The sequence below is a fragment of the Serratia sarumanii genome, assembly GCF_029962605.1.
Taxonomy (GTDB): Bacteria; Pseudomonadota; Gammaproteobacteria; order Enterobacterales; family Enterobacteriaceae; genus Serratia; species Serratia sarumanii.
On record NZ_CP124750.1, the window covers coordinates 3,804,491 to 3,830,110 of the forward strand.

Consider the following 25,620-nt stretch of genomic DNA (forward strand, 5'->3'; position numbering starts at 1 on the left):
GCTGCCGATGCAGCGCTTTTTTTATGCCCGTTAGCGGGAGAAGGGACGGATGCCGCCGCCGAATTCCGGCTGCGCGCTGACGTACAGCAACAGCCCGGCGGCCAGCAGGATCAGGCCGCCGGCCAGCGCCAACGCCCCCCAGGCCACCGCGCTCCAGGCGGCGGGCGCGCGCGAACGGCTGAGGCGCACCGCCAGCCGGCGGCTGTAATGTACCAGCAGCGCCAGCATCGAGATGGTCAACGAGGTGCCGAACGCCATCGCCAGCGCGGAGATCACTCCCCAGCCGAACACGCCGATCACTTTGGAGAACAGCAGCACCAAAATCGCCCCCGAACAGGGGCGCATGCCCATCGCCAGCACGATGGCGGCCTGAGTGCGCCAGTCGCTTCCCGCCTGCAGCTCGCTGTCGCTCGGCAGATGCCGGTGGCCGCAGCCGCAATTGGCGCTGTGCACATGATCCGCCGCCAGCGGCGTCAGGCTGTTGATGCGCAGCGCCGGCGCCGGGCGCATCGCCTTGATCGCCGCAAACAGGCGTTTCAGCGCGCGCCAACTCAGCAGCACGCCAAGCAGCATCACCAGAATAAAGCTGCCCTTCTCCAGCCAGAAACTGCTTTGGTGCAGCTGGCGCGAAGAGAGCTGCAATACCACCAGCATCAGCGTGACCAGCGCGATCGCTACCCCACCCTGCACCAGCGAGGCGGCGAAGGTCAGCTTCAGGCTGCTTTTCAGCCGCGCCGGATGGGTAGCCAGGTAGGTGGCGATCACCACTTTGCCGTGGCCGGGGCCGAGCGCATGCAAGACGCCATAGCCAAGGCTGAACAGCATCAGCGCCAGCCCGGCCTGCTGCGGCGCGGCCTTCACCTGCTGCAACAGCCCCGCCATCTGCTGGTGCAGCGCTTTTTGCCACACCACGCTCTGCATCAGCAACTGCGGCCAATAGTGCCACGCCAGCAGCGCGGCGGCCGCCAGCGCCAGCGTGAACGGCAGCAGCGGCCACAGGCCGAAGGCCCAGTGGCGCCGGCTCGTCGTCGGTTGCGAGAGATTTAACGACATTGCAGCGTCACCCGCTGGGCGAACTGCTGCCCCAGCGCCAGGTCTTCACCGGGCGAGTCGTTCTTGTCGAGCGACAGCGCATAGGCCTGCAGCGACGCATTCGGCTTCGGCGTCATCAGCTTGTAGCTGCACAGCTGCGCCATCTCCGGCGGCAGATGCAGCGCATTTTGGTCTTTATAGGTCATATCCACGAAATAAGTCGGATCGTAAGTAGAAAGTTCGAACGGCTTGCCCGCCAGCGGCTGTGGCTCGGCCAACGGCAGCACGAACTCCAGCACCGCCTGATTGCCCTGGCGCGACAGGTGATATTCGCTGGGCAAGTTCAGGTATTTCACCGGCTTGCCGTCGCGGTAAAGATCGGTGAAATAGTGCTGCCCCAGCACGTTGGCCATCACTTCCGCCGCCAGCTTTTTCCACACTTCCGAATCGCTCTTGGCGTTTTTCGCATCGTAGAGCAGATCCGCCGAGGTGATTTCATCCATCACCCACACCATTTTCAGGCCGACCAGCCGCTGGTCTTTGGCGACGAAGGTGGTATTCATGTCGATAAAGCTGTGCGGATGAGCGAACGCACCGGCGCTGAACACGGCGCCGAAGGCAGCCAAAAGACGACGTAACTTCATCATTATCCTGTCTTACCTGCATTTGTTATAACGTAACACAAATAGATGCCTAACGGCCCGCCTCTCCCGGCGATATTTGTGACGAAAGTTGTAAGCCGAAGTAAAAGCCGCGCGGTAATCCTGCCGTCACAAAGCCTTTTGCTATGCTTAGGCATAATCGCAACCTTTTATGCCGGAAGGTGATAATGAGCCTGGACACCTCTCCCGTGCCCGAGCTCTCCGGACAACAACGGCGCTGCCATCTGCTGCTGATGCTGTACACGCCGGAGCCCGAGTTACAGCTGGAGACCCTAAGCCGAATCAACGGCGTCGCCCCCCCGATAACCCGGCAAGATATAGCCGAGGTGGCCAGTGAAATCCAGCGTTTCCATCACCTGGAGATCGCCGTCGATCCCGATCGTGGCTACCAACTGCGGGGCAGCGCGCTCGACCAACGCCTGTGCCTGATCCACTGGCTGCGGCGGGCTCTGCGCTGCAGCCCGCGGTTTGTCGAAGGCGATTTCGCCCCGCGCCTGCGGCAAGCGCTGGCGACCGATGCCGCCCCGGCGTCTGCGCTGACAGAGGCGATCGACGCCTGCGAGCCGCTGCTCAGCCGCCACTTCGATGCGCGCGACCGCCAATTCCTGCAGCATTACCTGCTCTACTGCGCCTGGCAAAATCGCCTGCAGCAGCATCCGCGTTTCGACGCGGTTCAACGCGACTGGCTGCGGAAAAAGCCGGAACAGCAAGCCGCCGCCTGGCTGCATCAGGCCTGCAACCGGCTGTTTAACCAGCCGCCGCAGGCAGACGAGCGCGATTTTTTGGCGCTCACCTTCACCATGTTGAAAAATCACAGCTACCACAGCAACGACTCAGCGCAAGAGCGGAGATTGATGGCGGCGATCGACAGCATGGTCGAGCGCTTCCAGCAACTTTCCGGCATGACCTTCAGCAGCAAGGCGGAGCTGGTCAGCCAGCTGTTCGCCCATCTGGCGCCGGCGCTGGAGCGCTGCCGTTTCGCCATCGGCATCGACAATATGCTGCTGGAAGAAGTGGTGCGCAAATACCCGCGGCTGATGCGCACCACGCAGGAAGCGTTGAAACCGCTGGAGCAGGAGTACGGCGTGCATTTTTCCAACGAGGAGGCGGGTCTGGTGGCCATCAGCTTCGGCGCCTGGCTGATGCAGGACAACGCGCTGCAGGAAAAGCAGGTGCTGCTGCTGACGCTGGACAACCCGCAGTTGGAAGAGGAAGTGGAATATCAGATCCGCGAGCTCACGCTGTTGCCGCTGAACATCAAGTACCTGCCGCTGAGCGACTATCTGCGCGGCGGAGCGCCGCAGGGCATCACGCTGGTGATCACCCCTTATGCGGCGGTGCACAGCGATCCGCACCCGCCGCTGGTCTATACCGAACTGCCGCTGGAAACCCGGCAGCGCCAGGCGATCCGCGCGCTGCTGGAGGCCCCTTAATCAGCGGCTGACGCTGACCGCCGGCGGCCGGATGAACAAGGCCGGCACCGCGACCGCCGCCATCACCCAGAATACCCCGCCCTGCCAATGTTCGAACAGGAACCCGGCAATGACCGTCATGACGGCGATGCCGCCGCCCATCGCCAGCGCCGAATACACCGCCTGCAGTTGGATCACCTCTTGCCCCTGACGCGCAGCGATAAAGCGCATCGCCGCCAAATGGCAGACGGTGAAAGTGCCGCAGTGCAGGATCTGGATCAGCAGCAGCCAGCCCAGCTCGGTGCTGTAGGCCATCAGGCTCCAGCGCAACACGCCGCAGCAGGCGGAGAGCAACAGCAGGTTGCGCGCATTCCAGCGGCGGAACAGCACGTTGCTGCTGGCGAAAATAATCACCTCCGCCACCACGCCCAGCGACCACAGATAGCCGATGGTCGAGGCCGAATAGCCCGCCTCCTGCCAGTAAATGGAGCCGAAGCTGTAGTAGCCGGCGTGCGCCCCTTGCAGCAGCGTGACGCACAGCAGGAAGCGCCAGACCGGCCCTTCTTTCAGCAGCGCCCACAGCGAACGTTCGGTTCCGCTGTGCGTGCGCGCTTCGCCCTGCGGCATGACGCTCGGCTTCAACAGCATGCCCAGCAGCATCGCCAGCACGCTGAAGATCAGGCTGTAGAGAATGGCGTTATGGCCCCACACCGCCACCAGTTGCCCGGTCAGCGCCGAGCCGATGACGAACGCCAGCGAGCCCCACAGCCGCACCCGGCCGTAGTCCATACGGATCTGCTTTTGCCAGGTGGCGGCCAACGCGTCGGTCAGCGGCACCAGCGGCGAGAAGAACAGGTTGAAACCCGCTATCACCAGCATCAGCCAACCCCAGCCGTTGCCGAAACAGAAACCGACCGCAAAGGCCAGGGTCAGCAGCGCCAGCAGGCGCAGGGCAGAGACTAAATGAGAGGGATCTTTAACGCGGGGCGCAATCAGTAAGCTGCCGAGGAAGCGAGCCACCAAGCCGGCGCCGAGCAGCATGCCGATAGTTTCGGGCGCGATGCCCTCGCCTTTCAGCCACACGCCCCAGAACGGTAAGAAGATGCCATAGGAAAAGAAGTAGGTGAAATAACTGAGCGCGAGCCAACGCGTGGATTGCAGAACCATGATCCCTCCGGAGTGAGGGCAATACTTTGACAGAGCTCACACCGCCCCGCAATCTTCATTCCACTTCAATGCGTTAGAGTGCCAGACAGCTCACAGTTTGCCGCGAGTGGCCACAAAAAAACCCGCCGCAGCGGGTTTTGTCGGGCGAAAGCGGGATTACGCGTAAACCGGCAGGCGGGCGCAGATATCCAGCACTTTCTTCTTGGTGCGTTCGATGGTGGCTTCATCGTTGATGTTGTCCAGCACATCACAGATCCAACCGGCCAGTTCGCGCACGTCGGCTTCTTTGAAGCCGCGACGGGTGACGGCCGGGGTGCCGATACGCACGCCGGAGGTGACGAACGGGCTTTTCGGATCGTTCGGCACGCTGTTTTTGTTGACGGTGATGTTGGCGCGGCCCAGGGCGGCGTCCGCTTCTTTACCGGTCAGGTTTTTGTCGACCAGATCCAGCAGGAACAGGTGGTTATGGGTGCCGCCGGAGACCACTTTGTAGCCGCGCTGCAGGAACACTTCCACCATCGCCTTGGCGTTGACCGCCACTTGCTGCTGGTAAACCTTGAACTCAGGCTCCATCGCTTCTTTCAGCGCCACCGCCTTGCCGGCGATCACGTGCATCAGCGGGCCACCCTGGCCGCCAGGGAACACGGCGGAGTTCAGCTTCTTGTACAGCTCTTCGTCGCCGCCCTTCGCCAGGATCAGGCCGCCGCGCGGGCCCGCCAGGGTTTTGTGGGTGGTGGTGGTGACGATGTGCGCGTGCGGTACCGGGTTCGGGTAGACGCCGGCGGCGATCAGGCCCGCCACGTGCGCCATGTCGACGAACAGGTAAGCGCCGATGCTGTCAGCGATTTCGCGCATTTTGGCCCAGTCAACCACGCCGGAGTATGCGGAGAAGCCGCCGATGATCATTTTCGGCTTGTGGGTTTGCGCCTGCTTGGCCAGATCGTCATAGTCGATTTGGCCTTTGTCGTCGATGCCGTAAGGCACCACGTTATACAGTTTGCCGGACAGGTTGACCGGGGAACCGTGGGTCAGGTGGCCGCCGTGCGCCAGGTTCATGCCCAGAATGGTGTCGCCCGGCTGCAGCAGCGCGGTGTACACGGCGAAGTTAGCCTGGGAGCCGGAGTGCGGCTGCACGTTGGCGTAATCGGCGCCGAACAATTCTTTGGCGCGATCGATAGCCAGCTGCTCAACGATATCCACGTATTCGCAGCCGCCGTAGTAACGCTTGCCCGGATAGCCTTCAGCGTATTTGTTGGTCAGCTGGGAACCCTGAGCCTGCATCACGCGCGGGCTGGTGTAGTTCTCAGACGCGATCAGCTCGATGTGCTCTTCCTGACGCACCACTTCCTGCTCCATGGCACGCCACAGTTCCGCATCGTAATCGGCAATGTTCATTTCACGCTTTAACATCCGGCATCTCCTGACTTAAATCAGCTAACTAAAAAATCACCAAATAACTACCCGTTTGGGTTCTGGGCCACAGTGTAAACCGTTTCGCCCCACCGAAGATAGGTCTTGACAGAGGTTTTTACGCAAACGATTGGCATGAGGTGGCGCAAGGCTTTGATCCGCTAAACGCCGCCGTTTATCAACGGACATTTCCTCATGCGAACGATGCGCTTTTTTCATGTTCTGTGAGCGCGATCGACGCCCGAAGAACACCGCAACGAAAACAAGGGTATTTACAAGCGACGCGGAACCCAATAAGATGCATTTAAAATACATCATTACAATTATCGTCAAGATCCCAACCCAAGGAGCGCTTCCATGCTGGATAGCCAAACCATCGCCACCGTGAAATCCACCATTCCCCTGCTGGCTGCGACCGGGCCGAAGCTGACCGCCCACTTTTACGATCGCATGTTCGCGCACAACCCGGAATTGAAAGACATTTTCAACATGAGCAACCAGCGCAACGGCGATCAGCGTCAGGCGCTGTTCGACGCCATCTGCGCCTATGCCGCCAACATCGAGAACCTGGCGGCGCTGCTGCCGGCGGTGGAGCGCATCGCGCAGAAGCACACCAGCTTCAATATCCAGCCGGAGCAGTACAACATCGTCGGCGGTCACCTGCTGGCGACCCTGGACGAAATGTTCAGCCCGGGTCAGGAAGTCCTGGACGCCTGGGGCAAGGCCTACGGCGTGCTGGCCAACGTATTTATCCAGCGTGAAGAACAGATTTATCAGCAGAGTGAAACCGACAACGGCGGCTGGCGCGATCTGCGCGCGTTCCGCATCCTGAAGAAACAGCCGCAGAGCGACGTGATCTGCAGTTTCGTGCTGGCGCCGGTGGACGGCGGCCGGGTGGCGGACTTCAAACCGGGGCAGTATCTGGCGGTCTACATCAAGCACGACAGCCTGGAACATCAGGAAATTCGCCAGTACTCGCTGACCACCTCGCCGAACGGCGAGTTCTACCGCATCGCGGTGAAGCGCGAAGATCAGGGGAAAGTGTCCAACTACCTGCACCAGCAGGCGCAGGAAGGCGACGTGATCTACATCGCCCCGCCGCACGGCGACTTCTTCCTCGACGTGGCGCCGACCACGCCGGTGGCGCTGATCTCCGCCGGCGTCGGCCAAACCCCGATGCTCGGCATGCTCAACACCCTGCACGACAGCCAGCATCAGGCGCAGGTCCACTGGCTGCACGCGGCGGAAAACGGCGGCGTGCACGCCTTTGCCGATGAAGTGGCGGATATTGCCGGGCGCATGCCGAATCTGAGCCGCCATGTGTGGTACCGCGAGCCGGGCGCCGATGACGTGGAAGGCCGCGACTACCACAGCCGCGGATTGATGGATTTGAGCGCGCTGCAAGGCAGCCTGGCCGATCCGCAGATGCACTATTACTTCTGCGGCCCGGTGGCCTTCATGCAGTTCGTGGGCAAACAGCTGCTGGAAATGGGCGTAGAGGCCGAACGCATCCACTACGAATGCTTCGGCCCGCATAAGGTGCTGTAATGCTTGCGGAGCGCGGCCGTCAGACCGCGCTCCCTCTTCATTTCGCCTGCAGTTGGCGCGCGTCCTGCACCTGCTGCACCGTCACCGGCGCCGCCTGGTTGCCCCAGCTTCCCCGCAGATAGCTCATCAGATCCGCCGCCTGCCGATCGTTCAACGCCCAGCCGTAAGCCGGCATGTCGAACGCCATCGCCTGCTGCGTGATCGGCGTATGCGTCCCCTCCAGCACCACCCGCAGCGCGGTCAGCGGATTGTCCGCCGTTACCGTGGCATTGCCCGCCAGCGCCGGAATGGCGAAGTCGGTGCCCTCCCCCTTGTTGCCGTGGCAGGTCGAGCAGTACATCGCGTAGGTCGCCTTGCCGCCCGGGTTATCCGCCTGCGCGGCAGGCGCAGCGGCTTTGGCGGCGGTTTCCGGCGCCAGGCTGCGCAGGTACACCGCGATGGCGTTCAGATCGCCGTCGCTGAGGTACTGCGTGCTGTGGGTCACCACCTCGCTCATCGGCCCGGCGACCGCCGCATGGCGGCTGCGGCCGGTTTTCAGCAGTGCCGTCACCTCTTCCGGCGGCAGGCCGCGCAGATTGGAGGCGTACCAGCCGTCCAGCTCGGCACCGCTCAGGAACACCGGCTCCTTACCGTCCAGCCCCTTCTCCTGCATCGCCCAGCCGCGCGGCGTGTGGCAGCTGCCGCAATGGCCCGCGCCCTGCACCAGGTAGGCGCCGCGGTTCCACTCGGCGCTTTGCTGCGGATCCGCCTGATACGGCTGGTCGTCGTGGAACAGCTGGTTCCACACCGCCAGCGGCCAGCGCATCGACAGCGGCCAGCTGATGTCGCTGGCGCGGTTGGCCACGTTCTGCGCCGGCACCTCATTCATCAGATAGTCATACAGCGCGCGCATGTCTTCCGCGCTCATTTTGGCGTACGAGGTGTACGGCATCGCCGGGTAGAGCCGGTGGCCGTCTTTGGCTACCCCCTGGCGCATGGCGCGATCGAACTCTTCGAACGAATAGGCGCCGATGCCGTGCAGCTTGTCCGGCGTGATGTTGGTGGCGTAGATAGCCCCGAGCGGCGTCGGGAACTTCATGCCACCCGCCAATTCGGCGCCGCCCGGCGCGGTGTGGCAGGCGGTGCAGTCACCGGCTTTGGCGACGTATTCCCCGGCCGACATCGCCTGGGCCGAGCCGCCTGCCGCCAGCAGGCTCAACAGGTACAGCGAACGCAGACTCATGCTCCCTCCTTGGCGGCAACCTTGCCGTAGGCCAGTTCATTCACCGCGCGCCACGCCTGATCGATCGCCGAGTTGGCGTACGGGCTCCAGTCGGCATCGGAGTTGGCGATAACGATCTTGCCGATCGGCTGCCGCGCCGTTTCGATGATTTTCGTGGCCTCGTCTTCGTCGTCAAACAGCCCGTTGAGGAAGTAGGAGTAACCGTGCGACCAGCGGTTGACGGTGATCGCCTGAATGTCGCGCTGATGGTCGAAACCGGCCTCGCCCAGCATGCCCTGCAGCTGTTCGCGGATCATCTGCTCGTGCACCTCGAACGGCGTGCCCAGCAGCAGCGCGCGCCCTTTGCGCGACTGCTCACGCGGGCTGAGGCCGCTGCCCGGCAGCGTCGGCACGTACACCATATGCAGGCCGATCGGCCGATCCGGATCGCGCGGGTGCTGATACCCGCCCATGCTCACCGGGTAATCCAGCTTCACGCGGCTGTACGGCGCGGCCGGCGAATAGATCTCGTGCACGCCCAGCTTGATGAACGGTTGCCAGTTGCGGATCACCACCTTGCTGTACACCAGCGGCGACTTGACGTTCTGTTTCAGCGCCTCCTGCTGCTCGTGCGACATCTCCGGCACCAGGTACGGGATCATCATGTTGTAGCCGGCCATCACCACCTGCCCGGCGCGCACCTTGGTCATCTTCTCGCCGGTCATGTAGGTGACTTCCACCTTGTCGCCGACGTTGGCCACGTGCAGCCCGGTGCTGTTCAAACGCAGCTTCACCGGCGATTCCGGCCGATCGAGCTGGCCGTAGTCGAATTTGGCCAGCACCACGTCGTTCATGTCTTTGCCGGCCGGCGCCACCGCCGGGATCAATTTGCGCACCATCAGGCGCGCCAGCGTGGCGTTGCCGTCCGGGAAGTGGAACACGTAAGGATCGTCGAGATCCGCCTGCGACTCCTCGTCCAGCGGCGGCAGATTCATGCCGTCAAGGCCCGGCAGATCGCAGATGCGCGCATCGCTGCACGACGTGCCGTCGATGCCCACCGCCTGGAAATCGTTGGTGGTCTGCTGGAAATAACGGATCGCCAGCTCACTCAGGCCCACCTTCTCGCGCAGGAACTGGGTGTAGCTGTGGGTATCGAGCCACTCGACCTTCTGCTCCAGCGTCATCTCCGGCAGATAATCTTTCTTCACCGTATGCAGCGCGATCAACGCCTGGCGATCGCTTTCCGGCAGCGGGAAATCGCCGATGAACGCTTCATAAGAGCGGCCGTTGAGACGATCGCGCGGAATGTCGTCCGCCACCGTGCGGCCCGGATCGCCGCTCACCACCTTGTCGACGCCGAAGTTCTTGCGATCGAAGTAAACCCCGCGGCTCAGGTTCAGATCCGGGTAGAAGGTGGTGTCAAACGCCTGCTCCAGCCGATCGATATCGACGCCGAGCTTGCGCAGCAGCCCCATCGCCACCGGGCTGAAGTTGGAGCGCGGCGACTGCAGCGATTCGCTGCCGCCGTAGCCGAGCAGCATGCCGTCGTCGGTGTTGAATTCGTTGCGCTTGGCGTGGCCGCCGAAGTCATCATGGTTGTCGATCAGCAAAATGCGCTGCTGCTCACCTTTCAGCTGCTGCCAGAAGCAGGCGGCCGCCAACCCGCTGATACCGGCGCCGACCACCACCAGATCGAACTCTTCAACGGCGGGCACGCTGCCGAAATCAAAGGTTTTGCCGTCGCGCCCCAACTGGTGCGCATGCTCGAACGAGCCCGGATGGTTACCCCGCAGCCCGGTCAGCGCCGGCGGGTAGTACAGGGTTTGATTGGCGGTTTGCGGCGACGCGCGCAAGATTTGCAGCGGCGTCAACCCGGCGGCGATGGTGATCGCCACCCCGTTGAGAAAATCGCGTCGGGTGATACCCATATAGGCTTCCTTTCAATTTTTCCCCGTCGTATTTCAAGCTACAGCGTTGTTGCCTGCACTTGTTCATCCCCAGTCACTTACTTAAGTAAGCTCCTGGGGATGAACAAGCTGGTCGCCTAGCCGTAGCCTGAAATTCATAGGGGAATATTATTATCATCGGCCGGCCGGAGCCGGCCCGAAGGCCGCGCTATTGTGCGGATAATTATTGTAAAATCAATGTTTGAACATCACATGACGAATGGTGGTGTAATCCTCCAGCCCGTACATCGACATATCCTTGCCGTAGCCGGACAGTTTCTGGCCGCCGTGCGGCATTTCGCTCACCAGCATGAAGTGGGTGTTCACCCAGGTGCAGCCGTATTGCAGGCGGGCGCTTAAGCGATGCGCACGGCCCACGTCGCGAGTCCACACGGACGACGCCAGCCCGTAGTTGGATTCGTTCGCCCAGGCCAGCACCTGCTCTTCGTCGTCGAACGGCGTCACCGTCACTACCGGGCCGAACACCTCGCGCTGCACGATTTCATCCTCCTGGCGCGCGCCGGCCAGCAGCGTCGGCTGGAAGTAGTAACCCGGCCCCTTCACCTTCTCGCCGCCGGTCACCACCTGCACGTGCGGCAAGGCTTTGGCTCGCTCGACAAAACCGGCGACCCGCTCCAGATGCTGGGCGGTAATCAATGGCCCCAGCTCGGTGCCCTCGTCGTCCGGCGCGCCGATCTTCAGGCTGGCCACCGCCTCGCCCAGCCGCTTCACCAGCTCGGGATAAATGCTTTTCTGCGCGTAGATGCGGCAGGCGGCGGTGCAATCCTGCCCGGCGTTGTAGAAACCGAAGCCGCGAATGCCGTCCACCACCTGCTGCAGATCGGCGTCGTCGAACACCAGCACCGGCGCCTTGCCGCCCAGCTCCATATGGGTGCGCTTAATGCCGGCGGCGGTGTGGGCGATGATGTGCTCGCCGGTGGCGATCGAGCCGGTCAGCGACACCATGCGCACCTTGTCATGCCCGGTCAACCGATCGCCGACGCTGGCGCCGCGGCCGAACAGCACGTTGAGCACGCCCGGCGGGAACAGCCCGGCGGCCAGTTCGGCCAGTTTGAAAGTGGTCAGCGGCGTCTGTTCCGAAGGCTTGATCACCACGCAGTTGCCCGCCGCCAACGCCGGCGCCAGTTTCCAGGCCGCCATCATCAGCGGGTAGTTCCACGGCGCGATCGAGGCCACCACGCCCAGCGGATCGCGGCGGATCATCGAGGTATGCCCGGCCAGATACTCGCCGGCCGCCATGCCGGTCAGGCAGCGGCTGGCCCCGGCGAAGAAGCGAAACACGTCGGCCACCGCCGGCAGTTCGTCGTTCAACACGCAGTGATAAGGCTTGCCGCAGTTGAGCGACTCCAGCCTGGCGAAGGTCTCGGCATGCGCATCGATCAGATCCGCCAGCTTGAGCAGATGCTCGGCGCGCTCTTTCGGCGTGGTTTGCCCCCAGGCGGCGAACGCGGCGTCCGCCGCCAGCACCGCGCGATCGACCTGCTCCGGGCTGGCCTCCGCCACCTGCGCAATCACTTCGCCGGTCGCCGGGTTATACACCGGCAGGGTCGCGCCCTGGCCGTTCACCAGTTGGCCGTCAATCAACAGTTGGCTTTGCATAGGGTTATCCTTTTATCAGAGGTCGGGTAAGGAAATTATTTGCCGCTGCCGGCGACGCTTTCCCCACCTTTGGTCAGGTAGTAAGCGCCGAGGATCGGCAGCATGGTCAGCAGCATTACCGACAGCGCCACCACGTTGGTGATCGGCACATCGCGCGGGCGACCGAGCTGGTTCAGCAGCCACAGCGGCAGCGTGCGCTCGTGGCCGGCGGTAAAGGTGGTCACGATGATTTCATCGAACGACAGCGCGAACGCCAGCATGCCCCCGGCCAGCAGCGCCGAGCCGAGGTTCGGCAAGATCACGTAACGGAAGGTTTGCCAGCCGTCGGCGCCGAGATCCATCGACGCTTCGATCAGGCTGTACGAGGTGCGGCGGAACCGGGCGATGACGTTGTTGAACACGATCACCACGCAGAACGTCGCATGGCCGACGACGATAGTCAGGATGCCCGGCTCGATGTTCAGCGCCTTGAACGCCGCCAGCAGCGCCAGACCGGTGACGATCCCCGGCAGCGCGATCGGCAGCAGCAACAGCAGCGAAATGCTGTCCTTGCCGAAGAAATCGCGCCGATACAGCGCCGCCGCCGCCAGGGTGCCGAGCACCAGCGCGATGGCGGTCGCCAGGCAGGCGATCTGCGCCGACAGCAGCACCGCATCGAGGATATCCTGCCGCCCGGCGGCAACGTTGAACCAGTGCAGCGTAAACCCCTTCGGCGGGAAGCTGAAAGCGGCATCCTCGGTGTTGAAGGCGTAGATGGCGATGATCGCCAACGGGAAATGCAGGAAGATTAGTCCGCCCCAGGCGGCCAGCTTCAGCCCTAAGGGCGCGCGTTCAGAGTGCATCGAAAGCCCCCAGACGTTTGACGATGGAAAGGTAGATGGCGATCAGGACGATCGGCACCAGCGTAAAGGCCGCGGCCATCGGCATATTGCCGATCGCGCCCTGCTGGGCGTACACCATGCTGCCGATGAAATAGCCCGGCGGCCCCACCAGCTGCGGCACGATAAAGTCGCCCAGCGTCAGCGAGAAGGTGAAGATCGACCCGGCGGCGATGCCCGGCACCGCCAGCGGCAAAATGACGTGGCGGAAGGTCTGCGCCGGCCGGGCGCCCAGATCCCCCGAGGCGTGCAGTAGCGAGGGCGGCAGGCGCTCCAGCGCCGCCTGGATCGGCAGGATCATGAACGGCAGCCAGATATAGACGAACACCAGAAAACGCCCCAGCCCTGAGGTCGACAGCGTGTTGCCGCCGACGCCGGGCACCGTCAGTAGCGAAGCCAACAGCGGCTCCAGCCCCAGGTGCTGCAGGAACCACTGCGCCACGCCGTCTTTCGCCAGCAGCAGGGTCCAGGCGTAGGCTTTAACGATATAGCTGGCCCACATCGGCATCATCACCGCGATGTAAAAGAACGCCTTGACGCGGCCGCTGGTGTAGCGCGCCATGTAATAGGCGATCGGGAACGCCAGCACCGCGCTGGCCAGCGACACCAGCACCGCCATGGTCAGCGTGCGCAGGATGATGTCGTAGTTGGCCGGGTTGAACAGCGCCGCCAGGTTGGCGAAGGTCAGATCCGGCGTCACCGCCATGGTGAAATCGTCAAAGGTGTAAAACCCTTGCCACAGCAGCGTCAGCAGCGACCCGAGGTACACCGCGCCGAACCACAGCAGCGGCGGCACCAGCAGCAAAAGCAGATACAGCGTCGGCCGGCGATAGAGCCAGGTCGACAGCGCGCGCACGGTGCCGCCGCGCGCCGAGGGGGAATCGATGCTCATGTCCATCTCACCTCTCCTCCAGCAGCGGCACCATCGCCGCGCGCGGCCAGCAGGCGACGATCGGCTGGCCGATCTGCCGCTGTTGCCCTTCGGCGAGCCACTGCGGATTGGCCTGGCTGACCAGCAGCTTTTCGCCGCCGTTCAGCGCGATTTCATACCGCGTGGCCGCGCCCTGGTAATGGATTTCCTGCAGCGTCCCCTGCACCTGGATCTCGTCCTGCGCCGCGCCGCCCTGCTCCAGCAGGCGGATATGCTCCGGCCGGATCGAGAAGGTTCGGCTTTCGCCGAGCAGGCGCTGCGCCAGCTCGCTGCGCACCACGTTGGAGGTGCCGACGAATTCGGCGACGAACGGCGTCTTAGGCCGCATGTAAAGCTCGCGCGGCGTATCCACCTGTTCGATGCGGCCGTTATTGAACACCGCCACCCGATCGGACATCGACAGCGCTTCGCTTTGATCGTGGGTGACGAAGATAAAGGTGATGCCCAGCTGGCGCTGCAGCTTCTTCAGCTCGCCCTGCATCTGCTCGCGCAGCTTGAGATCCAGCGCGCCGAGCGGTTCGTCCAGCAGCAGCACCCGCGGCCGATTGACCAGCGCGCGCGCCAACGCCACGCGCTGCCGCTGGCCGCCCGACAGGTGCGCCGGTTTGCGTTCGGCAACGAAACCGAGCGCCACGCTCTCCAGCGCCTCTTGCGCCCGCGCCAGCCGCTCGCGTTTGGCGACGCCCTTCACCATCAGGCCGTAGGCTACGTTTTCCAGCACCGACATGTGCGGGAACAGCGCGTAATCCTGAAACACCGTATTCACGTCGCGCTGGTACGGCGGCAGGTTGGCGGCTTCCTGGCCGTGGATGCGAATCGAGCCGGAAGAGAGCTGTTCAAAGCCGGCGATCAGGCGCAGGCAGGTGGTTTTGCCCGAGCCGGACGGCCCGAGCATGGAGAAGAATTCCCCGTCCTGAATGTCGATGGATACCCGATCCACGGCGCGAACATCGCCGAAAGTCCGCGAAACATCGATGAATTGCACGGCAATGGTCATTTTCTGTGCTCCATACTGATGTAGTTCGGGCGCAGCGGGCTGCGCCCCGCGGCTTAGCGGCCGCCCATGATGGCGATGTAATCCTGGGTCCAGCGGCTGTACGGCACGAACTTGCCGCCCTGCGCCTGCGGCGTTTTCCAGAAGGCGATTTTGTCGAACTGGTTGAAGCCGTTGGTTTCGCAGCCCTTCTCACCCAGCAGCGCGCTGGCCTTGCAGCCCGCTGGCGAAGCCGGCACCGACCCGAACCAGGCCGCCACGTCGCCCTGCACCTTCGGCTCCAGCGACCAGTTCATCCACTGGTAGGCGCAGCTCGGGTGCTTGGCGTCGGCATGCAGCATGGTGGTGTCCGCCCAGCCGGTCACGCCCTCTTTCGGGAACACGGTGGCGATCGGCTGCCCCTCGCCCTTCAGGGCGTTGGCCTGATACGGCCAGGCGCTGGAGGCCACCACGCCTTCGTTTTTAAAGTCGCTCATCTGCACCGAGGTGTCGTGCCAGTAGCGGTGGATCAGCGCGTGCTGGCTGCGCAGCAGCTTCAGCGCCGCCTGATACTGCTCTTCGTTGAGCTGGTATGGATCGCTGATGCCGAGCTGCGGCTGGGTGGCCTTCAGGAACAGCGCCGCGTCGGCGATGTAGATCGGGCCGTCGTAAGCCTGCACCCGGCCCTGGTTGCTCTTGCCGTCCGGCAGGTTCTGCTGCTGGAAGATCACCGCCCAGCTGTCCGGCGGCGTCGGGAAGGTTTTGGTGTTGTACATCAGCAGGTTCGGCCCCCACTGGTACGGCGTGCCGTAGGTTTTGCCGTCCACGGTGTACCAGGCGCCGTTCAGCAGGCGCGGATCGATGTTCTTCCAGTTCGGGATCAGCGCGGTGTTGATCGGCTGCACCCGCTTGCCGAAGATCAGGCGCAGCGAGGCGTCGCCGGAGGCGGTCACCAGATCGTAGCCGCCCTTGGCCATCAGGCTGACCATTTCATCAGAGGTGGCGGCGGTCTTCACGTTCACCGCACAGCCGGTTTGCTTCTCAAACTGGGTGACCCAGTCGTAGTTTTTGTCGGACTGGCCGCGTTCGATGTAGCCGGGCCAGGCGATGATATCCAGCCGGCCTTCGCCTTTGCCCAGCGTCTGCGGCAGATCGGCCGCCTGGGCCAGGCCGCACAGCACGGTAAGACAGAGCGCGGAGACGGTGGTGGTGACTGCGGTAGTTTTTCCCATCGTAATTACCCCTGTGTTGCTTATCGGTATGCGGCAGGGAACGGCTGCCGCCTGATTTTTCTTGATATAACCGTTAGAAGCCGGCTTTGAACTTCGCCATTACGTGCCTGACAACGCTGTAATCCTGCAGCGAATCGCTGGACAGATCCTTGCCGTAGCCGGAGCGTTTCAGGCCGCCGTGCGGCATCTCGCTCGCCAAGGTGAAATGGGTGTTGATCCAGGTGCTGCCGTACTGCAGATGGGCGGCAATGTGCAGCGCCCGATCGATATTTTGCGTCCACACCGACGAAGCCAGCCCGTATTCCGAGTCGTTGGCCCACGCCACCGCCTGCTCCAGGTGTTCGAAGCGCGTGACGCTGACCACCGGGCCAAACACCTCGCGCTGCACGATTTCGTCGCTTTGCAGGCAGCCCGCCAGCAGGGTCGGTTGGTAATAGAACCCCGGCCCGGAGTGGACCGCGGCGCCGGTGATCAATTCGATATGCGGTTGGCTGAGCGCTCGCTCGACGAAGCTGGCGACGCGATCGCGCTGGCGGGCACTGATTAACGGGCCGATTTCGTTGTCCTGATCGCGCTTGCGGGCGAAACGCAGGCTGGCGACCGCCTCGCCCAGCGCGTCCAACAGCTTGGGATAGATGCCCGCCTGCGCGTAGATGCGGCAGGCGGCGGTGCAGTCCTGGCCGGCGTTGTAATAGCCGTAGGTGCGAATGCCGTTGACCACTTCGTCGAGATCGGCGTCGTCGCAGACGATCACCGGCGCCTTGCCCCCCAGTTCCAGGTGGGTGCGCTTGACGCTTTTGGCCGCCGCCTGCAGAATTTTTTGCCCGGTGACGATATCGCCGGTGACCGATACCAGCCGCACCTGCGGGTGCCCCACCAGCTGGCTGCCGACCCCTTCCCCGCCGCCGTAGACGATATTCAGCACGCCCGGCGGCAGGATCTCCTGCAGCGCCGGCACCAGCGCCAGAATGGTCAGCGGCGTATGTTCGGAGGGTTTGAACACCACGGTATTGCCCGCCGCCAGCGCCGGCGCGATCTTCCACGCCGCCATCATCAGCGGATAGTTCCAGGGGGCGATCGAGGCCACCACGCCGATCGGATCGCGGCGGATCATCGAGGTGTGGCCCGGCACATACTCGCCGGCCAGCTGCCCTTGCTGCGTGCGCACCGCGCCGGCGAAAAAGCGGAACACGTCGACCGCCGCCGGCAGATCGTCATTGAGCGCCTGATGCAGCGGTTTGCCGCAGTTGAGGGCTTCCAGCTGCGCCAGCTGCGGCGCCTGCCGCTCGATGGCGTCGGCAATGCGCAGCAACAGGGCGGCGCGCTGGGCCGGCGTGGTGCGCGACCAGTGACCAAACGCCTGCTGCGCGGCTTTCACCGCGCTGCCGACCTGCGCCGAAGAGGCTTCGGTCAGGACGATCAGCGTCTCGCCGTTGGCCGGATTGACGATGCACTCCTGCTGGCCTTCGCCGTCGATAAGCTGACCGTTAATGAACTGCTGACAGGACAAACCTGAGAGAACCTGCACATCTGCCATCGCCTGACGCCCCTAAGTGACAAAAACGTTAACTAAATGTGAATAAGTTAGTTTTAATCAGCCTAAGCGAGCCTCTGGCGGGCAACAAATTCTAAATACTGAACGCCGCGTTCGATTAAATCGAATGCTTAAGCCCGGCGGCGTGTTTGCTGCCGTTCTCGCGCGCGATGGTAAGGAACGGCGTCACCAGCTCCGGCCGCGCGCTGCCGCGCCGCCACGCCAACCCGATGTCCAGCGGCTCCAGCAGATCGTCCAGCTTGCGCGCCTCGATCATGTTGCCCTCGAGCGACCAGGCGCGGTACGCCATGTCCGGCTGGATGGAGACCCCCATCCCCGCCGCCACCAGGCTGCGCACCGCCTCGGTCGAGGCGGTCTTCATGGCGATCTCCGGCTTCAGCCCGGCGCGCGCCCAGATGCGCCGCGCGTGCACGTCCATTTCATCGGCGTTGAGCTGGATCAGCGGCTGTTTGGCCACGTCCGCCAGGCTGATGCTCTCGTGCTCCAGCAGCGGGTGCAGCGGCGGCAACCACAGGCGATACGGCGAGTGCATCAGCACCTCGGTCTGCAGCGCGTCGCGGTCTTCGATGTTCGACAGGATCAGCACGCCGATGTCGATCTCGCCGCTGACCAGCAGATGCTCGATATACGGGCGCTCGTCTTCAACCACCTGCACGGTGACGTTGGGATAGGCCGATTTAAAGCGCGTGAGCAGCTCCACCAGGAAGTAGCCAGCCACCAGGCTGGTGACGCCGACGGTCAGCTTGCCGGTCAGGCTTTCGGTGCCGATCTGCAGGCTGCGCTTGGCGTTGTCCACCGTCGCCAGGATCAGATACGACTGGCGCAGAAACTGATGCCCCTGATGGGTCAGCGTCATGCCCTTGGCGTGGCGATCGAACAGCCGCACGCCGATCTCGGTTTCCAACTGCTGGATCGCCAGCGTCAGCGAAGACTGGGAGACAAACACCGCCTGGGCGCCGGCGGAGATCGACCCGGTTTCCGCCACCGCGATGAAGTGGCGGATTTGGCGTAACGTCATCATCCCCATCGCCTTTCAAGCCGCTGCGTTGTTGTCTGCGTGCGCTTACCCCAGTCACTTACTTGAGTAAGCTCCTGGGGATGCACGCCCTTGCCGCCTAGCCGCAACTTGAAATTCATTGGGGATCACCTCAATCAAGATTGTTAGATTGATTGTAGATCCCGCGAAAAAAGCGATCGGGCAAAGTATCAAAAACGCGATAGCGTTCGCTTTTTTAGAATGCTAATGGTGAAAATAACCAGAATTGTGGAGAGGTCGGGAGATGTTCACTGAGGTGTGGGGCGTAGCGAGCGCCGGCCAGATTGGGCACGGCCAGCGCGCAGGGCCCGGAGCGTACACGCAGTACGTGAGGAGACCGAGCACTGCCCAGGCTCAAGCTGGCGGTGCTCGGTAGACGATCACATTAAATCGCTTCTTCGTCCTGCTCGCCGGTACGAATGCGCACCACGCGCGCCACGTCGAAGACGAAGATTTTGCCGTCGCCGATCTTGCCGGTCTGCGCGGTCTGCATGATGGTTTCCACGCAGGTGTCGACGATGTCGTCGGCAACCACGATCTCGATCTTCACCTTAGGCAGAAAGTCGACCATGTACTCGGCGCCGCGGTACAGCTCGGTGTGGCCCTTCTGGCGGCCGAAGCCTTTCACTTCGGTGACCGTCATGCCGGTGATGCCCACTTCGGCCAGCGCTTCGCGGACGTCATCCAGTTTGAACGGCTTGATAATCGCGTCGATCTTTTTCATCTTCTTTCCTTTTACCAATTTTTGCGGCCAAAACCGGATGTGATGGGGTAGCGGCGGTCTTTGCCGAAGTTACGGGCGGTGATACGCGGCCCGACGGCGGCCTGACGCCGCTTGTATTCGTTGATGTCCACCAGGCGGATCACCTTGCGCACGATCGCTTCGTCGAACCCTTCGGCCACCAGATCGGCAACCGATTTGTCGCGCTCAACGTAGCCTTCCAGGATCGCGTCCAGGATATCGTATGGCGGCAGGCTGTCCTGATCGACCTGATCCGGCGCCAGCTCGGCGGACGGCGGACGATCGATCACCCGCTGCGGGATCACGTAGGAGACGGTGTTACGGTATTCGGACAGCTTGAACACCAGCGTTTTCGGCACGTCTTTCAACACGTCGAAACCGCCGGCCATATCGCCGTACAGCGTGGCGTATCCCACCGCCATTTCGCTCTTGTTGCCGGTGGTCAGCACGATGCTGCGGCGTTTGTTGGACAGCGCCATCAGCACCACCCCGCGGCAACGCGCCTGCAGGTTTTCTTCGGTGGTGTCGCGCTCGGTGCCGGCGAACATCGGCGACAGCTGGCCCATAAAGGCGTCGAACATCGGTTCGATGGAGACGATATCGAACTCCACGCCGAGGATTTCCGCCTCTTCCCTGGCGTCGGCGATGCTGATGTCCGCGGTATAGCGGAACGGCATCATCAGCGCCTGCACCTTGTCTTTGCCCAGCGCATCCACGGCGATCGCCAGCGTCAGCGCCGAGTCGATGCCGCCGGACAGGCCGAGCACCGCGCCTTTGAAGCCATTTTTGGTCACGTAGTCGCGCACCGCCAACACCAGCGCCTGGTACACCTGCGCCAGCTGCGGCAGCTCAGCGGCCGGATCGGCCATCGGCACCACGGCCAGCTCGTTGAATTCCAGGCGGGTCACCTGCTCGTCGAAGGCCGCCAGACGGTGGGTCATGGTGCCGGCGGCGTCGAAGACCTTGGAGCAGCCGTCGAAGATCAGCTCATCCTGGCCGCCGACCTGATTGAGGTACACCAGCGGCAGCTGGGTGCGCTGGCAGTGGCCGGCCATCAGCGTTTTGCGGATATACGGCTTTTCGCGGTTATACGGTGAGGCGTTGATCGACAGGATAATTTCCGCGCCGGCCGCCTTGGCGGCGTCAATCGGCTCAGGGAACCACAGATCTTCGCAAATCAGCAGCCCCAGACGGTAGCCTTTCAGTTCCACCACGCAGGTGTCGTTGCCGGCGTGGAAATAGCGCTTCTCATCGAACACGCCGTAGTTCGGCAGCTGCTGCTTGAAGTAGCGGGTCAGCAGGCGGCCTTCGGCAAACAGCGACAGCGCGTTATACAGCTTGTCGCCTTCGCGCCACGGGTGGCCGACCAGGATCGCCGTCTCGGCGGAGGCCTGCTGCAGGCGCAGCAGCTGCGCGTCGCAACGCTGATAGAAGTCATTGCGATACAGCAGATCTTCCGGCGGGTAGCCGGACAGCGCCAGTTCGCTGAACATGACCAGATCGGCTCCCGCCTTCTGCTGCTCCTGCACGATTTGCAACATGCGTTCGGTGTTGCCTTCAATGTCGCCGACCAGCAGGTTCAGCTGGGCCAGGGCGATGGAAAGTGATCTGCTCATTTGTGTACGATCCCGCTTAATACGTTCCATGGTGCTCTACGCCGGGGCGCGCCGCGGCAAAGAGAACGGAGTGTAAATCATTCCGCCGGATTTGTTGAGAACCTGCGTGGCAGGCGCCGGCGGCAAACTGTCATTCTTTAAAATCGTTGGCGTCCAGTTCGTGGCGCGACAGCAATTTGTAAAACTCGGTGCGGTTGCGGCCCGCCATGCGCGCGGCCTGGGTCACGTTGCCCTTGGTGATCTGCAGCAGCTTGCGCAGGTAGTGCAATTCGAACTGGTTGCGCGCTTCGGCGAAGGTCGGCAGCGCGGTGTTTTCCCCTTCCAGCGCCTGCTCCACCAGCGCTTCGCCGATCACCGGCGCCGAGGTCAGCGCCACGCACTGCTCGATGACGTTGACCAGCTGACGCACGTTGCCCGGCCAGCTGGCGGTCATCAGCCGCTTCATGGCGTCGGTCGAGAAGCTGCGCACGAACGGCTTGTGCCGCTGGGCCGCTTCGCGCAACAGGTGGTTGGCCAGCAGCGGGATATCTTCGGCGCGTTCGTTGAGCGCCGGGATCTTCAGGTTCACCACGTTGAGGCGATAGTAGAGATCTTCGCGGAACTCGTTCTTCGCCATCGCCTTTTGCAGATCGCGGTGGGTGGCGGAGATGATGCGCACGTCAATGTCCAGATCGCGGTTGCTGCCCAGCGGCCGCACCTTGCGCTCCTGCAGCACGCGCAGCAACTTCACCTGCAGCGACAGCGGCATATCGCCGATCTCGTCGAGGAACAGCGTGCCGCCCGCCGCCGCCTGGAACAGCCCTTCGCGGCTGCTGACCGCGCCGGTAAAGGCGCCCTTGGCGTGGCCGAACAGTTCGGACTCCAGCAGCTGCTCCGGCAGCGCGCCGCAGTTGATGGCGATGAACGCCTTGCCGGCGCGCGGGCTGGCGGCGTGGATCGCCTGCGCCACCACCTCTTTGCCGGTGCCGCTCTGGCCGTTGATCAAGACGCTGACGTCGGACTGCGCCACCATTTTCACCTGCTCCAGCAGGCGCAGCATCAGCGGGCTGCGGGTGACGATATCTTCGCGCCAGGCGTCGTCGCCGGCCGGGGTGGCCGACAGCGCGAGCGCTTCGTCGATCGCCTTGTACAGCGCATCGCGATCCACCGGTTTGGTCAGGAAGCTGAACACCCCCTGCTGGGTGGCGGCCACAGCATCGGGAATCGAACCGTGCGCGGTGAGAATGATCACCGGCATGCCCGGCTGATGCTTTTGGATCTCGGCGAACAGCGCCATGCCGTCCATCTCGTCCATACGCAGATCGCTGATCACCAGATCGATCTGTTCGCGCGCCAGCAGGCGCAGCGCTTCCTGGCCGCTTTCGGCGGTGGTGACGTGAAAACCTTCGCTGGTCAGACGCATGCCCAGCAGCTTCAGCAGGCTGGGATCGTCGTCAACCAAGAGCAGGTTGGCCGGTTTGCGTGCGGTCATTGCGCGTGAGACTCCTTATTGGCAGGGGGCGGCGTATAGGTGTCTTCCGGTTCAACCGGCAGCGCGGTGCCCTTTTCCGGTTCGTCCTGCGGCTCCGCCCCTTTGGCGGCCGCGCCGTTTTTACCGGCGGCTTCGCCCTTTTGCGAGCCTGTGTTGTTTTCCGGGATTTCCCCTTGCAGCTGCTTGCGCGAAGAGAGCTGGCGCTCGATGTCGGTCAGGTTTTCCAGCTTGCGCGAGGTGTCCTGCAGCTGCGATTGCAAACGCGCCTGGCTCTGGCGCAGCGAATCGATCTGGCTGTCGCTGCTCTCCTGCAGATGCTGATAGCGCGCTTTTTCATCGAACAGCGTGATCTGCAGCATCTGCTGCTGGCGCCACAGCTGCGTCAGCGGCCGCAACGAGCCGGGGAACTCCATTCGGTAGCTGTTGATCCTGTCGATCATCTGGCGGCGCTCGCCGGAAGTCGGCTGCGCGCTGCCCAGCAGGATGCTCTGTTTGAAAACGCCGGACCAGCTGTCGCCAGGCACCGTTTTCGCCAGCGCGCGCGCCTGGGTCGACCCGATGCGATCGGCGCAGTCCATCGCGCGCAGCCAGTAGAGCGCGTTATCCAGCGCGTCCTTGTCGTCCAACTGCCACAGGGTATCGCAAGCCGCGGTGCGGTAATCGATCACCTTGGTATCCGGGATCGCCTCTTGCTGCTGAGCGTTCAGGCCGCCGCTGACGGCGCGATCGACGCAGCCCGCCAGCAACAGCGGCATAAAGAAGACGGCGCCCAACCAGCCGATCGGGCGTTTGCCGAGCGGCGTCCTGTGCGTGGCACGCGGTGAACCTTCGGTCTGTGAAAGACGAAGGCGCTTAGACCATGTGTACATTATTTATTCATTCTCGGCGGTTAACGGCAATTCAATGCGGAAGCAGACGTCTGCACCGGCGACCGTCGCCAGTTGCAGCTCACCGCGCATGCGACGGATACAGTCCTGAGCGATGCTCAACCCCAGTCCGCTTCCTTTTACCGCCCCTTTTCGCTGGTGACTACCCTGGAAAAAAGGCTCGAAAATCATGGCTCTTTCAGCCTCGGGGATCGGCGTGCCGGTATTGGCGACGTCGATTTGCACCCGTTGTCCAACCTGACGGCTGCGGATCCAAATGTTACCGGATTCCTTGCCGTAGTGCACCGCATTGGAATAGAGATTATCCAGCACGCGCATTAATAGCGTAGGCTCTGCCCAGCAGATTTCCGCCTCCAGCGCAATTTCGGTGGAAATCATCTTCGCCCGCGCCGGCAAACTGTGCGCGGCGACCACCAAATCGACCATTTCGCGCAGCTCGACGTTCTCATGTGCCGCCGGGCCATCGGCCAGTTTGCGGTTGTAATCCAGCAGCTGTTCAATCAGCTGCTGCAGATGGCGGCTGCTGTTGTCGAGGATCGTCACCACCTCTTTCTGATCGGAAGTCAGCGGCCCCGCCACCTCGTCGGCCAGCAGCTCGGTGCCTTCGCGCATGCTGGCCAGCGGCGTTTTCAGCTCGTGCGAGATATGGCGCAAGAACTCGTGGCGCTGCGATTCCAGCCACGCCAGCCGCTCGCTCAGCCAGATAATGCGCTGCGCCAGGGAACGCAGCTCGCGCGGCCCTTTGAACGACGCGGTGCTGCCCAGCGCGCGCCCTTCCCCCAGACGGTTGATCATCCGCTCCACGGCCTTGACCGGCCCGATGATCATGCGGGTGAACAGCACCACCAGCAGCACGCTGACCAGGAACAGCAGCAGCGCCTGCCAGCCGAAGAACTGGCCGCGCTCGGCGATGGCCTGCTGCAGCTGCTGGCCGCGCGAGAACACCACCGCGCGCGTGGCCTGCACCATTTCGGCGTTGGAGCGCGAGAACGACTCGAGCAAGGCGGAAGCCTCTTGATCCGGCCCGCTGTTATGGCATTTGATCGCCGCCAGCTGGGTCAGCAGCTGGCGCAACGTTTGATAATAGCGCTCGTCCGGCAGAATCGGCGCATGGGCGTCCAGCATCTGCGAATACTGCTTGCGCTGGTTCTGATACAGCTTTTGCAGCGTGGGATCGACCAGCACGCAGTACTGACGATAGCTGCGCTCCATCTCCAGCGCCACGCTGGTCATCGCCTCGCTGCGCCGCGCGTCCACCAGCGTGGTGCGGTTGATGTCCGCCGCCTGCGCGCTGAGGTGATCCAGGCTCTGGTAGGCCTGATAGGCCAGCACCAGCAGCGGCAGCAGCACCAACAGGAAGGCCAGCAGCACCAATTGCCGCAGCGAACGGGGGAATAAACGCCATCTTTTCAACGAAATCATCTCATTCTCTCAGCTCTGTCACGATGCTAACTGACTCGCCGGAAAGAGAAAAGCCCGGCAAGGGAGAATCCTGAACGCGCAAGGAAAAAGCCGCGGGATCGGTGAACCGCGCCCATAGGCCTGGCCTGCCGACGGCATGCGGCCCCGGCAACATCAACCGGTGCGAAAACGAGAGTGTGGGGATAGCGTCTGCGTTCGAGGGCATAGGCAACGCAACAGGGATAAGCGCAGCGTTGAGAAATGACATCGGGGCAAGAAACTTGCCCCAACGCAAGGAAAGTGTGGATGCCCTTAAGTCTCGTCCCCAGGGTGATGTAGCGCAGCGGCTGGCATCGAACAGGACGAATAGCATCCGTAAGTATCCAGGATTGATGAACCCTTCATCACAGTTGGATACAGGCGGTGCCTCACTCCACGTGTCGCCCGATGCTTGATAAAGCCGCTTGCACGGTCTGTTATCGGTTTGGTTGGACGATAGGCACCATTTCTTTGGCATCATTCGGAGGCTTATGAGGCGGTTTGCCGTCTAATTACGGCGCCGTCATAAAAAGGTGAATGAGCAGCCGCCGAGAATAATGCACGTTACGTGCCAACTTTGCAATAAAAATAATAACCAGATGATTTTATTAAAAAATAAGATTATATCAGCAAATTTCTTTGTGCATCACGCCCCGATGAGCGATGAAAAAAACGCCGCGCTGTCGCCAAATGCAGACAACTAAAGCCAAACCCATTTACCATTAATAAAATCAAATAGTTAAATGTCTCCATTTAGCGACAGGGAAAATAGCGCCTGTCGCTAAATGCAGACACTGCCGCCAGACGGCGAACGCCGGCCATAAAAAAGGGCGCAATTGCTTGCACCCTCTGTACGGCGGT

20 protein-coding genes are annotated in these 25,620 nt (G+C 62.7%); 2 read left to right on the forward strand and 18 right to left on the reverse strand.

Annotation, left to right across the window (positions count from 1 at the left end; translation table 11 throughout):
- Positions 1-30: 30 nt before the first annotated feature.
- Together SSARUM_RS18085 and SSARUM_RS18090 are read right to left on the reverse strand one after the other, a co-directional pair.
- Complete coding sequence (locus SSARUM_RS18085; RefSeq protein ID WP_016929766.1) at positions 31-1,053, reverse strand: nickel/cobalt transporter; 1,023 nt, start codon at positions 1,051-1,053, stop codon at positions 31-33.
- Entirely contained in the window at positions 1,044-1,679 is a 636-nt protein-coding gene (locus SSARUM_RS18090; protein WP_060426182.1) for a DUF1007 family protein, read from the reverse strand. The genes SSARUM_RS18085 and SSARUM_RS18090 overlap by 10 nt, the downstream gene beginning before the upstream one ends.
- A gap of 182 nt (positions 1,680-1,861) precedes the next feature.
- Between SSARUM_RS18090 and csiE the strand changes: the two genes are divergently transcribed.
- A complete protein-coding gene (gene csiE, locus SSARUM_RS18095) occupies positions 1,862-3,127 on the forward strand; it encodes a stationary phase inducible protein CsiE (RefSeq protein ID WP_060426184.1) in 1,266 nt (421 codons plus the stop codon).
- Here csiE and SSARUM_RS18100 read toward each other — a convergent pair whose 3' ends face one another.
- The gene (locus tag SSARUM_RS18100; RefSeq protein ID WP_033654288.1) at positions 3,128-4,273 is read right to left on the reverse strand and encodes a 3-phenylpropionate MFS transporter; all 1,146 of its coding nucleotides are present in this window, start codon (positions 4,271-4,273) and stop codon (positions 3,128-3,130) included.
- Positions 4,274-4,429: 156 nt separating this feature from the next.
- A complete protein-coding gene (glyA, locus tag SSARUM_RS18105) occupies positions 4,430-5,683 on the reverse strand; it encodes a serine hydroxymethyltransferase (RefSeq protein ID WP_004941389.1) in 1,254 nt (417 codons plus the stop codon).
- A gap of 357 nt (positions 5,684-6,040) precedes the next feature.
- Here glyA and hmpA point away from each other — a divergent pair, with 357 nt between their 5' ends.
- Positions 6,041-7,231 (forward strand): NO-inducible flavohemoprotein, encoded by a 1,191-nt coding sequence (gene hmpA / locus SSARUM_RS18110; protein ID WP_033648924.1) that lies wholly within the window; start codon positions 6,041-6,043, stop codon positions 7,229-7,231.
- A 37-nt stretch (positions 7,232-7,268) separates the two neighbouring features.
- On the opposite strand, the gene SSARUM_RS18115 is transcribed toward hmpA, so the two are convergent.
- The 14 genes from SSARUM_RS18115 to SSARUM_RS18180 all read right to left on the reverse strand — a co-directional run bounded on the left by SSARUM_RS18115 (position 7,269) and on the right by SSARUM_RS18180 (position 24,741).
- On the reverse strand, positions 7,269-8,453 hold the full coding sequence (locus SSARUM_RS18115) for a c-type cytochrome (protein WP_033648925.1): 1,185 nt from the start codon (positions 8,451-8,453) through the stop codon (positions 7,269-7,271).
- On the reverse strand, positions 8,450-10,360 hold the full coding sequence (locus SSARUM_RS18120) for an NAD(P)-binding protein (protein WP_060426186.1): 1,911 nt from the start codon (positions 10,358-10,360) through the stop codon (positions 8,450-8,452). Before SSARUM_RS18120 ends, SSARUM_RS18115 begins: the two co-directional genes overlap by 4 nt.
- A gap of 213 nt (positions 10,361-10,573) precedes the next feature.
- A complete protein-coding gene (gene patD / locus SSARUM_RS18125; protein ID WP_060426188.1) occupies positions 10,574-11,998 on the reverse strand; it encodes an aminobutyraldehyde dehydrogenase in 1,425 nt (474 codons plus the stop codon).
- A 35-nt stretch (positions 11,999-12,033) separates the two neighbouring features.
- Positions 12,034-12,840 carry an ABC transporter permease gene (locus tag SSARUM_RS18130; RefSeq protein WP_033648928.1) on the reverse strand — a complete coding sequence of 269 codons (807 nt, stop codon included), beginning with the start codon at positions 12,838-12,840 and terminating at the stop codon, positions 12,034-12,036.
- Positions 12,830-13,774, reverse strand: coding sequence for an ABC transporter permease (locus tag SSARUM_RS18135; protein WP_060420054.1), 945 nt, complete (start codon positions 13,772-13,774; stop codon positions 12,830-12,832). Before SSARUM_RS18135 ends, SSARUM_RS18130 begins: the two co-directional genes overlap by 11 nt.
- Position 13,775: 1 nt before the next feature.
- Positions 13,776-14,804: an ABC transporter ATP-binding protein gene (locus SSARUM_RS18140; RefSeq protein ID WP_033648930.1), complete on the reverse strand. Its 1,029-nt coding sequence runs from the start codon at positions 14,802-14,804 to the stop codon at positions 13,776-13,778.
- Positions 14,805-14,857: 53 nt separating this feature from the next.
- A complete protein-coding gene (ydcS, locus tag SSARUM_RS18145; protein ID WP_033648931.1) occupies positions 14,858-16,012 on the reverse strand; it encodes a putative ABC transporter substrate-binding protein YdcS in 1,155 nt (384 codons plus the stop codon).
- Between the two features lie 73 nt (positions 16,013-16,085).
- On the reverse strand, positions 16,086-17,549 hold the full coding sequence (locus SSARUM_RS18150) for a gamma-aminobutyraldehyde dehydrogenase (RefSeq protein ID WP_060430482.1): 1,464 nt from the start codon (positions 17,547-17,549) through the stop codon (positions 16,086-16,088).
- A gap of 115 nt (positions 17,550-17,664) precedes the next feature.
- Positions 17,665-18,588: a LysR substrate-binding domain-containing protein gene (locus SSARUM_RS18155; RefSeq protein WP_004941365.1), complete on the reverse strand. Its 924-nt coding sequence runs from the start codon at positions 18,586-18,588 to the stop codon at positions 17,665-17,667.
- Between the two features lie 400 nt (positions 18,589-18,988).
- Positions 18,989-19,327: a nitrogen regulatory protein P-II gene (gene glnB / locus SSARUM_RS18160; RefSeq protein WP_004847623.1), complete on the reverse strand. Its 339-nt coding sequence runs from the start codon at positions 19,325-19,327 to the stop codon at positions 18,989-18,991.
- An 11-nt stretch (positions 19,328-19,338) separates the two neighbouring features.
- On the reverse strand, positions 19,339-20,961 hold the full coding sequence (locus tag SSARUM_RS18165) for an NAD+ synthase (RefSeq protein WP_060430484.1): 1,623 nt from the start codon (positions 20,959-20,961) through the stop codon (positions 19,339-19,341).
- Between the two features lie 130 nt (positions 20,962-21,091).
- Entirely contained in the window at positions 21,092-22,432 is a 1,341-nt protein-coding gene (glrR, locus tag SSARUM_RS18170; RefSeq protein WP_033635613.1) for a two-component system response regulator GlrR, read from the reverse strand.
- The gene (gene qseG, locus SSARUM_RS18175; RefSeq protein ID WP_051917635.1) at positions 22,429-23,301 is read right to left on the reverse strand and encodes a two-component system QseEF-associated lipoprotein QseG; all 873 of its coding nucleotides are present in this window, start codon (positions 23,299-23,301) and stop codon (positions 22,429-22,431) included. Before qseG ends, glrR begins: the two co-directional genes overlap by 4 nt.
- A 3-nt stretch (positions 23,302-23,304) precedes the next feature.
- Positions 23,305-24,741 (reverse strand): sensor histidine kinase, encoded by a 1,437-nt coding sequence (locus tag SSARUM_RS18180; protein WP_033635614.1) that lies wholly within the window; start codon positions 24,739-24,741, stop codon positions 23,305-23,307.
- Positions 24,742-25,620 lie beyond the last annotated feature (879 nt).

Coding starts and splice junctions, on each gene's coding strand:
- SSARUM_RS18085 (WP_016929766.1), bottom strand. CDS start 1,053: ATGTCGTTAAATCTCTCGCAACCGACGACGAGCCGGCGCCACTGGGCC.
- SSARUM_RS18090 (WP_060426182.1), bottom strand. CDS start 1,679: ATGATGAAGTTACGTCGTCTTTTGGCTGCCTTCGGCGCCGTGTTCAGC.
- csiE (WP_060426184.1), top strand. CDS start 1,862: ATGAGCCTGGACACCTCTCCCGTGCCCGAGCTCTCCGGACAACAACGG.
- SSARUM_RS18100 (WP_033654288.1), bottom strand. CDS start 4,273: ATGGTTCTGCAATCCACGCGTTGGCTCGCGCTCAGTTATTTCACCTAC.
- glyA (WP_004941389.1), bottom strand. CDS start 5,683: ATGTTAAAGCGTGAAATGAACATTGCCGATTACGATGCGGAACTGTGG.
- hmpA (WP_033648924.1), top strand. CDS start 6,041: ATGCTGGATAGCCAAACCATCGCCACCGTGAAATCCACCATTCCCCTG.
- SSARUM_RS18115 (WP_033648925.1), bottom strand. CDS start 8,453: ATGAGTCTGCGTTCGCTGTACCTGTTGAGCCTGCTGGCGGCAGGCGGC.
- SSARUM_RS18120 (WP_060426186.1), bottom strand. CDS start 10,360: ATGGGTATCACCCGACGCGATTTTCTCAACGGGGTGGCGATCACCATC.
- patD (WP_060426188.1), bottom strand. CDS start 11,998: ATGCAAAGCCAACTGTTGATTGACGGCCAACTGGTGAACGGCCAGGGC.
- SSARUM_RS18130 (WP_033648928.1), bottom strand. CDS start 12,840: ATGCACTCTGAACGCGCGCCCTTAGGGCTGAAGCTGGCCGCCTGGGGC.
- SSARUM_RS18135 (WP_060420054.1), bottom strand. CDS start 13,774: ATGGACATGAGCATCGATTCCCCCTCGGCGCGCGGCGGCACCGTGCGC.
- SSARUM_RS18140 (WP_033648930.1), bottom strand. CDS start 14,804: ATGACCATTGCCGTGCAATTCATCGATGTTTCGCGGACTTTCGGCGAT.
- ydcS (WP_033648931.1), bottom strand. CDS start 16,012: ATGGGAAAAACTACCGCAGTCACCACCACCGTCTCCGCGCTCTGTCTT.
- SSARUM_RS18150 (WP_060430482.1), bottom strand. CDS start 17,549: ATGGCAGATGTGCAGGTTCTCTCAGGTTTGTCCTGTCAGCAGTTCATT.
- SSARUM_RS18155 (WP_004941365.1), bottom strand. CDS start 18,588: ATGATGACGTTACGCCAAATCCGCCACTTCATCGCGGTGGCGGAAACC.
- glnB (WP_004847623.1), bottom strand. CDS start 19,327: ATGAAAAAGATCGACGCGATTATCAAGCCGTTCAAACTGGATGACGTC.
- SSARUM_RS18165 (WP_060430484.1), bottom strand. CDS start 20,961: ATGAGCAGATCACTTTCCATCGCCCTGGCCCAGCTGAACCTGCTGGTC.
- glrR (WP_033635613.1), bottom strand. CDS start 22,432: ATGACCGCACGCAAACCGGCCAACCTGCTCTTGGTTGACGACGATCCC.
- qseG (WP_051917635.1), bottom strand. CDS start 23,301: ATGTACACATGGTCTAAGCGCCTTCGTCTTTCACAGACCGAAGGTTCA.
- SSARUM_RS18180 (WP_033635614.1), bottom strand. CDS start 24,741: ATGATTTCGTTGAAAAGATGGCGTTTATTCCCCCGTTCGCTGCGGCAA.